The 7,586-nt window shown below is 57.8% G+C and carries 12 protein-coding genes and 1 pseudogene; 4 read left to right on the top strand and 9 right to left on the bottom strand.

Annotated features, from left to right (window positions below):
• From E0F99_RS27680 to E0F99_RS27670, 4 genes are all read right to left on the bottom strand, one after another.
• Nucleotides 1-219 (bottom strand): Ada metal-binding domain-containing protein (locus E0F99_RS27680; protein ID WP_278045764.1); only part of this gene is annotated, 219 nt, incomplete at its 3' end.
• A gap of 75 nt (nucleotides 220-294) precedes the next feature.
• Entirely contained in the window at nucleotides 295-960 is a 666-nt protein-coding gene (gene alkB / locus E0F99_RS27675; RefSeq protein WP_083358317.1) for a DNA oxidative demethylase AlkB, read from the bottom strand.
• A 3-nt stretch (nucleotides 961-963) separates the two neighbouring features.
• A complete protein-coding gene (locus E0F99_RS30170) occupies nucleotides 964-1,131 on the bottom strand; it encodes a hypothetical protein (RefSeq protein WP_165447648.1) in 168 nt (55 codons plus the stop codon).
• Nucleotides 1,132-1,156: 25 nt separating this feature from the next.
• Entirely contained in the window at nucleotides 1,157-1,459 is a 303-nt protein-coding gene (locus E0F99_RS27670) for a DUF1883 domain-containing protein (protein WP_034119651.1), read from the bottom strand.
• A 212-nt stretch (nucleotides 1,460-1,671) separates the two neighbouring features.
• On the opposite strand from E0F99_RS27670, the gene E0F99_RS27665 reads away from it, so the two are divergent.
• The 4 genes and pseudogenes from E0F99_RS27665 (at nucleotide 1,672) to E0F99_RS27650 (ending at nucleotide 4,069) form a co-directional block, all read left to right on the top strand.
• Complete coding sequence (locus tag E0F99_RS27665; RefSeq protein ID WP_083358318.1) at nucleotides 1,672-2,022, top strand: hypothetical protein; 351 nt, start codon at nucleotides 1,672-1,674, stop codon at nucleotides 2,020-2,022.
• A 172-nt stretch (nucleotides 2,023-2,194) separates the two neighbouring features.
• Nucleotides 2,195-2,842: a c-type cytochrome gene (locus tag E0F99_RS27660; protein ID WP_083358319.1), complete on the top strand. Its 648-nt coding sequence runs from the start codon at nucleotides 2,195-2,197 to the stop codon at nucleotides 2,840-2,842.
• Nucleotides 2,839-3,761, top strand: a pseudogene (locus E0F99_RS27655) (c-type cytochrome). Before E0F99_RS27660 ends, E0F99_RS27655 begins: the two are co-directional and overlap by 4 nt.
• Nucleotides 3,762-3,838: 77 nt before the next feature.
• Nucleotides 3,839-4,069, top strand: coding sequence for a hypothetical protein (locus E0F99_RS27650; RefSeq protein WP_083358320.1), 231 nt, complete (start codon nucleotides 3,839-3,841; stop codon nucleotides 4,067-4,069).
• An 8-nt stretch (nucleotides 4,070-4,077) separates the two neighbouring features.
• On the opposite strand, the gene E0F99_RS27645 is transcribed toward E0F99_RS27650, so the two are convergent.
• The 5 genes from E0F99_RS27645 to E0F99_RS27625 form a co-directional block, all read right to left on the bottom strand.
• On the bottom strand, nucleotides 4,078-4,359 hold the full coding sequence (locus E0F99_RS27645) for a hypothetical protein (RefSeq protein WP_083358321.1): 282 nt from the start codon (nucleotides 4,357-4,359) through the stop codon (nucleotides 4,078-4,080).
• 158 nt (nucleotides 4,360-4,517) lie between these two features.
• The gene (locus E0F99_RS27640) at nucleotides 4,518-5,474 is read right to left on the bottom strand and encodes a fimbrial protein (protein WP_083358322.1); all 957 of its coding nucleotides are present in this window, start codon (nucleotides 5,472-5,474) and stop codon (nucleotides 4,518-4,520) included.
• A gap of 44 nt (nucleotides 5,475-5,518) precedes the next feature.
• The gene (locus tag E0F99_RS27635; RefSeq protein WP_083358323.1) at nucleotides 5,519-6,487 is read right to left on the bottom strand and encodes a fimbrial protein; all 969 of its coding nucleotides are present in this window, start codon (nucleotides 6,485-6,487) and stop codon (nucleotides 5,519-5,521) included.
• Nucleotides 6,488-6,595: 108 nt separating this feature from the next.
• Nucleotides 6,596-7,144 carry a fimbrial protein gene (locus tag E0F99_RS27630; protein WP_083358324.1) on the bottom strand — a complete coding sequence of 183 codons (549 nt, stop codon included), beginning with the start codon at nucleotides 7,142-7,144 and terminating at the stop codon, nucleotides 6,596-6,598.
• Between the two features lie 11 nt (nucleotides 7,145-7,155).
• On the bottom strand, nucleotides 7,156-7,586 hold a 431-nt coding region (locus E0F99_RS27625), incomplete at its 5' end, for a fimbrial protein (RefSeq protein ID WP_130909047.1).

Raw genomic sequence — 7,586 nt, 5'->3', positions numbered from 1 at the left:
GGTCTGTTCACCACAGGCGCGTTTGCGTGGCCGGTAACCGGCCGCTTCGGCTTGCGTCGGCGTGTCGAAAAACTCGATGTTTTCCGCGCGTGGCAAACGTGAGGCACTGCTGGGGCGGCAATACACGCCGGTGGTTTTTACGCCGTAGACAAACAGAGCGTCGGCCTTGGCGTCACGGGCGACGATGGCCGCCCAGCGAGGGTCTTGTTCGTTATTCATGGCCTGCACTCTTGACGGGTCATGGGCAGATTAACCATGCCGATCACCATGGGCACTCTGAAGCTTGCGGTCAAATTAGCCAGCGGTGCGAAACGTCAGGTTAATGCGCTGCGAGCCCATGATCGGATGCACGCCTTCCTTGATCGGCATCACCCCATGAAAACGTAAACGATCGACGCCGCCCCAGACCACCACATCGCCATGAAACAACGAGATCCTCTGCGTGCGGTGACTGCGCTCATGGCCGCCGAACAGGAAAATGGCCGGCAGGCCAAGGGACACCGAAACAACCGGAGCGCTGTAGCGGCGTTCGTTCTTGTCCTGGTGCAAGGACATCTTGGCGCCGGGCACGTAACGGTTGATCAGGCAAGCATCCGGGGCAAAGTCGATGAAACCGGCTTCTTGTGCCGCGAGCACAGCCAATTCGCGCAAGGCGTCGGGCATCGTTGGCCAGGGTTGCTGGCTGCGTGGGTCAAACCGGCTGTACCGATAGCCGGAACTGTCGGTGGTCCAGCCCAGTTCGCCGCAACTGCTCAGTGCCGCCGACATGGTAAAACCGCCGGGCGTAACCATCTGCCGAAAGGGTGATTGGGCCAGTACCCGTCGCAGCTCAGGTAATAAGCGCTCAATCCAGTGCAGGGCATAGCCCCGTAACACGTAGGACTCTTCGCCAATCTGTTCGCGCCCGCCAGGTTGTTGCAGGGCGTCATCGGCGAATAGATCGGCAGTAGGGCCTGGCATGACTTACAACGCCTTGCTCACGTTGATGTCGGTAATTTCGTCAGTCGCGTCGTGGATTTTCGCCAACGCTTGCTTGGCCTCTTCAACGTCGTTGCTCTGCAACTGCGCGAATTCGAAGCGGCGTTCGCCGTTGAGTTTGTACTTGATGACGTATTTGGTCGTGGTAGTCACAGCTCTTTCCTATCGAGTGTTCGGGTCAGCTCAGTTTGGTGCTGGTGCGACGAACGATGCGAATTTTGTGGGACAACGCCGGTTTGCGCGTAACGCTGATGGCACGGCGCGTTACCACATCCAAGGTAATGTTCCAGAAACCGGTGCTGGGTGCGGTGATTTTTGCCGGGAATTGGTCGAATGCGCCGCCGTGGTAGGTGTGGCGGCCACCGTTCTTGAAGCTGCGAAAGTTGGCGTCGCTCATCAGGCGAATGTTGCAGGTTTGCGAGCATTCGATGACAACGATGTCGCCCTCGTTGAGATGCTCGCGCTGGTGGATGAATTTCATGGGGTGTCTCCAGAAGGGCTTTTTCTGAAAAATCAGAACGATACGTAGGTTAAGATGGAGTTTATCAGCCCCAGCGAGTTTATTATCGGGTCGTCGTCGACGACTTCGACAATTTAAAACAGTTTTTCACCGTGTTTTCAGAGATAAATCCTACATCGGCGGGAGATTTTTTCTCTCTACGCTGTCGTACGGTCTTTATCGGAGGTTTTAGTATGAAGTGGAGTGTGTTGGTTCTGGCCTTGGCGTTAGGTGGGTGTGCTTCGGTTGCAGATATCAAGCAGACCCCGCCAACGCTGGTGGTCATTTCAGGGAAGAAGCCTGCGGAATATGCCGCGTGTGTGGTACGCAAATTGGCCGAAACCCGGCGCCCACCCCAGATCGAGCCGCATAAGGATGGTGTTCAGGTGATTGTGCCGCAAAAATTCTCGGCTGACCCGTCGGCAATCTTTGAAATTGAAGAACGTTCAAGCGGTAGCAGCATCAAGCTCTATGAGAGCATGTCCAATGTACCGATCCGCCCGGGCGACGTGAAGAAAGCTGCGGAAGCGTGTATTTCCGGCTGAGCCCCTGGCTCATCGCACACACTTTAATCCGATAAAAAAGCCTGGCCCTGCCGATGCAGGGCTGGGCTTTTTTTTGCGGATTTTGGCTGTTGAAGCGAGAACGTCATTACCCTACCATCTGTAGGCTTATGCGCTGGTGAGCTAAGCTTATAACTATAAAAATGGAGCGGTGATGATGTCTCTGGGACGCGTTTTTATCGGTGGCGCGCTGCTGTTGCTGTTGGGCAATGCCCACGCGCAGGATGGTAAACAGATTTTTACCCAGGGTGGCTCACAGCCGGGCGCGATGCCTTGTGTGGCCTGCCATGGCCCCGACGGGCTGGGGCTCCCTGCAGCCGGGTTCCCACGCTTGGCGGGTTTGCCGGCCGAGTACGTGCGTAAACAATTGGTGGACTTCAGCAGTGCCGCGCGCAGCAACCCAGTGATGGAGCCGCTGGCCAAGGCGTTGACTGAAGCCGAAATCGCTGCGGTCAGCCAGGCCGTGGCAGCGCTGCCATTCCCGGCCCCCGCCACGGCGCACCGCAGCGAAATGCCTGGCAACGCAATGCAAAAGCTCGCATTGCAAGGCGCCTGGGAGCGGCAGATTCCGGCTTGCGTCAGCTGCCATGGGCCTGCCGGAGCGGGTGTCGGCGATGCGTTTCCACCGCTGGCTGGCCAGCCAGCCGCTTATTTAAGTGCGCAGCTGGCTGCTTGGCAGAACGGCACTCGCCACAATGACCCCAATGACTTGATGGGCCATATTGCCAAGTCCCTTACCGCCGAGGAAGTGCAGGGCGTCGCCCACTACTTCGCGTCGTTGAGCCCGGAGGTCAAGCCATGAAGCCGTGCATGTTTGCTGCCGTGCTGAGCCTACTGCTCGCCTTGCCGACCCATGCCGCCACGATCGCCATGGAAGACCAGTCGCAATTGCAGCCGTCCGCTGCGCACTCGGCCACCCATCAATTCCAACCGCCTGAAGAAAGTGAATTGCCTGACAACGCCTATGGCAAATTAGTCAGGCAGGGTTACGCGCTGTTCGTCGATACCAAACGCCTGGCGCCGCAATTTGTCGGTAACGGGCTGAACTGCAGCAACTGCCATCTGGACCAGGGCCGGCTGGCTAATTCGGCACCGCTGTGGGGCGCATACCCGATGTATCCCGCTTATCGAAAGAAGAATGACAAGGTCAACACCTTCGCCGAGCGTTTGCAGGGTTGCTTTCAGTTCAGTATGAACGGCGGCACACCGCCTGCGGCGGACAGCCCGCAGATTACCGCGTTGTCTGTGTATGCCTACTGGCTGGCAAGCAAGGCCCCCTTGGGCGTAGAGCTGCCGGGGCGCGGTTACCCCGATGTGGCGCAACCGGCCAAAGGTTATAACCTGGGTCAGGGCGCCGAGGTCTATCAAGGGCAATGTGCGGTATGCCAGGCGCCGAGGGGCAGGGGCAGAAGGTCGGTGACGGCTACGTCATGCCGCCGCTATGGGGTAAGGACTCCTACAATTGGGGCGCCGGCATGCACCGAATCAATACTGCAGCGTCTTTCATCAAGCACAATATGCCATTGGGCAAGGGCGGCAGCTTGAGCGACCAGCAAGCCTGGGATGTCGCCGCCTATGTCAACAGCCATGAACGGCCACAGGATCCACGCCTGGTGGAAGGCTCCGTGGAGAAAACGCGCGACAAGTTTCACGCCAATGATGGTGTCAATTTGTACGGGCAAACCGTTGATGGCGTGTTGATCGGCCAAGGCATCCGTTAAACTGTCGGGTATTCAATGCAAAAAATGCCGCGCAAGCCTTGAAGTTGCGCGGCATTTGTCTTTTTCGGAAAACCGCCATGAAACGTGAACATGTCAAAGCCCGCTATGCCGAGAGTCAGATATCGGCCACGCACGTCATTCAAAATCCTGCCGACTTGGGCGAGTGGATCGTCTTCTTCAAAAAAAGCGGCGGGCGTAGTTACTTCCTGGTGGATGATCAGGATGAAGTCGAGTCGTTCCCGCGCCTGGATGACCTGATCGAGCTATTGCGCGACCTGGGGATCAAGTTCGCTGAAATTCACCTTTAGCCTGCGGCTTACTTGCAGACCACAACGACGCTGCGGCTTTTGAAGTTGCCGACGTCTTTGCCCAGGGTCTTGTCACTTTCTTTCAGCGATGGCGTGCCGTCAGTGCCGACAATGCGGTAGCCGGTGCCTGCACAGGAGGCGTCGGCTTTTTCGTAGCAACTGGCCCACGAATTGGCCTCACCCGAACAGTCAATGGTCAGGCCTTGTTCGCCGTTCTTCAGGTAAGTGTCGGAGGTCGTGGTGCAGCCGGCGAGCGCCAGTACCGCAGTCAGTGGCAGAATCTTGTTCATGTATTGGGTCGTCGTCGAGGGGCTAAGGGAAGGGCGCTGACACTGTCGTGGGGCGTTGACGCAAGAGTATAGCGAACTGCCACCTGTCGTGCAGTCGCAGAAATATGATTTGCGACTGCGCGCCACCCCTGGCAATCGAGCTTAGCCGCTCGTGCGTGTCATGGCACCCCCATCACCAGTACGCCGCTGCCGCTGACGGACCCGGCAGCGGGCAAAGACCCCGCACGCCGAACAAGAGAGAAGGTCACGTCATCGCCTCCCGTGCTGTTGGTGATCTGGGTACGGAACGAGCCGTTGACTTGAACCGCAGAGCCGGCACGGACAAGGGCTGTGCCCACGTCCGGATTGCTCATCGTCAGCAGCCGATTGTTGAATGCGGTGGGTGTGCCTTTGTAAGTGATGGTGATCGGCGTATTAATCCCGCCATCCGGGCATGAGTAGGTGAGCCTGCGGTTGGTGCTGACAGACGTTGTGAGAGGATCGGTACCTATTGCCCGCTGATGCACGTCGCCGAAGTTGATTTCGATCGGGTTGTTATTGTTGATCGTGCATGTTGACGGCGAGACGGTGAAGTTGTTGGCAGCGGTATACGTGACGGTGAGCTGCGGACGGGTGCCGTCGTAGTTGTTTGAACTGGTGAGGCGCAACAGGCCGAGGTTATCGCCTATTCGAACATCGAACGGATTGGCCGGATAGTTACGTATCAGAATGTAGGGTGTGACATTGATCGGGTAAAAGACCCCGTTATTGGGGACGGTGACTATCCCGATACCCGTCGGAACAGGCGTGTTGTAGAACCCGCCGTTGATGCGCAAACCGGTGCTTTCGCTGGCAAACTTGGGGCCAGGCGTCCAGGCGGTGCCTGCTGCGCTTCCGGATGACCAGTAGTCCGCATGCCAGGCGGGACCTCCACTGTAGGTAAAGCGACATTCCAACCGTGCCCCTTCCAGAAAAATCCGACTGCGGTCTGCGCTCAAAGCCACCGTAACGGGGACCTGCAAGTTGGGATTGCCATTCTGCCAAGGCCCGCCATTGACTCGACAGTCGACGGCCAGCGCGGCCGTACTTGCACTTATCAGGATCATAAGCACAGGGGTTGTATAAAGTCGTTTCATGTTGATCTCTTGTTCCTTCTATAAAGGGTGTTGAGGCGCGCAGGTCATGGCACCCCCATCACGAGTACGCCGCTGCCGCTTATGGCTCCAGCGGCAGGCAGAGACCCCGCTCGCCGAACCAGCGAAAACGTCACATCGTCGCCACCTCCACTGTTGGTAATGCGAGTCAGGAATGAACCGTTGACTTGAACCGCAGAGCCGGCACGAACAAGGGCCGTGCCCACGTCCGGGTGGGTCATCGTCAGCAACCGATTGTTGAATGACGTCGGCGTGCCTTTGTAAGTGATGGTGATCGGCGTATTAATCCCGCCATCCGGGCATGAGTAGGTGAGCCTGCGGTTGGTGCTGACAGACGTTGTGAGAGGGTCGGTACCTATTGCTCGTTGATGCACGTCGCCGAAGTTGATCTCGATCGGGTTGTTATTGTTGATCGTGCACGTTGACGGCGAGACGGTGAAGTTGTTGGCGGCGATGTACGCGAGTAGGAGCCCCGTCCTGCCGGCGTCATAATTGTTTGTCTGATTCAGACGTAACGTTCCGAGGGTGTCGCCTATTCGAATGTCGATAGGGTTCGTCGGATTGTTGCGGATCAAAATATAGGGGGTTACGGCGAGCGGGTAACCCACTGCGTTGTTGGGTATGGTGAGTATCCGAATACCGTCCGGGACGGGCGTGTTCAGATAGGCCCCGTTTATTCGCAGGCCGGTGCCCTGGTTGCTGAACTTTGGGCCGGGGGTCCAGGCGGGACCGACTTGTGTCGAGGTTGCCCAATAGTCCTGTAACCATGCTGGGCCACCAAACGATGTGAATTTGCATTCGATGTTCGCACCCTCAAGGAGAATGCGGGTGGTGTCGCTGCCAAGTCGCACATTCACCGGGATCTGCAAGCTTATGGTCCCGCCAGGATTCACCGTTTGCCACGGCCCGCCATTCACGCGGCAATCCGCTGCTCGCGCGGTGGGGGTAACACCCAACAGCACAAGCAGCACCAGGGCGCCATAGAGTCGTTTCATTTTGGAATCTCATTGTTCTGATTGCCTGGAGGCCGATTACGCGCTCATCTCGCGCAGAATCGACCCGCAGCAACAGGTTTTCCCACGGCTGTTCAAGCCTGAGGTTGGTTAGGGATAGTCCAGCGTAAAAGTGGACGTCACCGTATACGCGCCGTGCCCGATGGTTTCATCCCGAATGGCCTGGGGCTCGCCCCGCACATAGGCTTTGAGCTCGATGCTGTTGCTGCCATCGCTCAACACCTGCTTGTCGCTGACGGTGTTCAAGGGCAACGGCTTGTTGCCCAGTGTCTCGATACCGACTCCAATCCCTGACGCGCCGCTGCCACCATCGAGTGCGAGCAAACCGGGAAGCGCCAGGTTTTCGTTACCGCTCAATGTGATCGTCACCGTATTGCCAATCGTGGTGTCACACGCCTCCAAATGCACCTTGAAACCCTTACCTTGTGTGCGTGTATTGATGTAGAGGTGCTTGCTGGTCACGTCCCAGAGTTCAAGGGTTATGGCCTCGTCGCCGGGGCGAATCGTGCAGGCCTCTTCAACCAGGTTGCCCTTGAATCTCAGGTTGTCCGCCGCTTTCCCCTCGGCGGTCAGTCCCAGGGTCAGTGCCAGTGCCAGCACGGGGTAGGGCCACCCCTTAGAAACACGTTGATGGTGCATGAACTCAACTCCTACTCGTATTCGGCCAGCAGCGTGGCCACCGCCGTAAAGCTTGCGGGGGCCAGAATTGCACCTGGCCGTTTGACGGGCACAACTTCCAATACCGGCGGTGACGACAGGGTTATGTCCATGGGCGTATTGAGGAGGAACGGCAGGCTGTTCTGAAAAATCCGAATGCCCAGGTCCGAGGCACTGGTTTGTAGCGCTGCGCCGTCAAAACCTGTGGGGGTGCCGTTAACACTCAGTTTCAGCAACCAGGGGAGCGTATCGGTGCCACAACTGATGGTGTAGCCGACCCCTCTGCGGTATTTCTCACCATCGACACGCTTTACCCCGACATCACCAAAATCGACTTCAATCGTGTTGCCGGCATCGACCGTGCACGCCGGCGGCGCGTCCAGCGTTCCGCGGAACGTCAGGTTGGCCGACGCACCACTCCACC

It is taken from the genome of Pseudomonas antarctica, from assembly GCF_900624995.1.
Classification (GTDB): domain Bacteria; phylum Pseudomonadota; class Gammaproteobacteria; order Pseudomonadales; family Pseudomonadaceae; genus Aquipseudomonas; species Aquipseudomonas antarctica.
The sequence above is the reverse complement of the archived record's forward strand: the minus strand, read 5'-3'. Positions and strand labels throughout refer to the sequence as shown.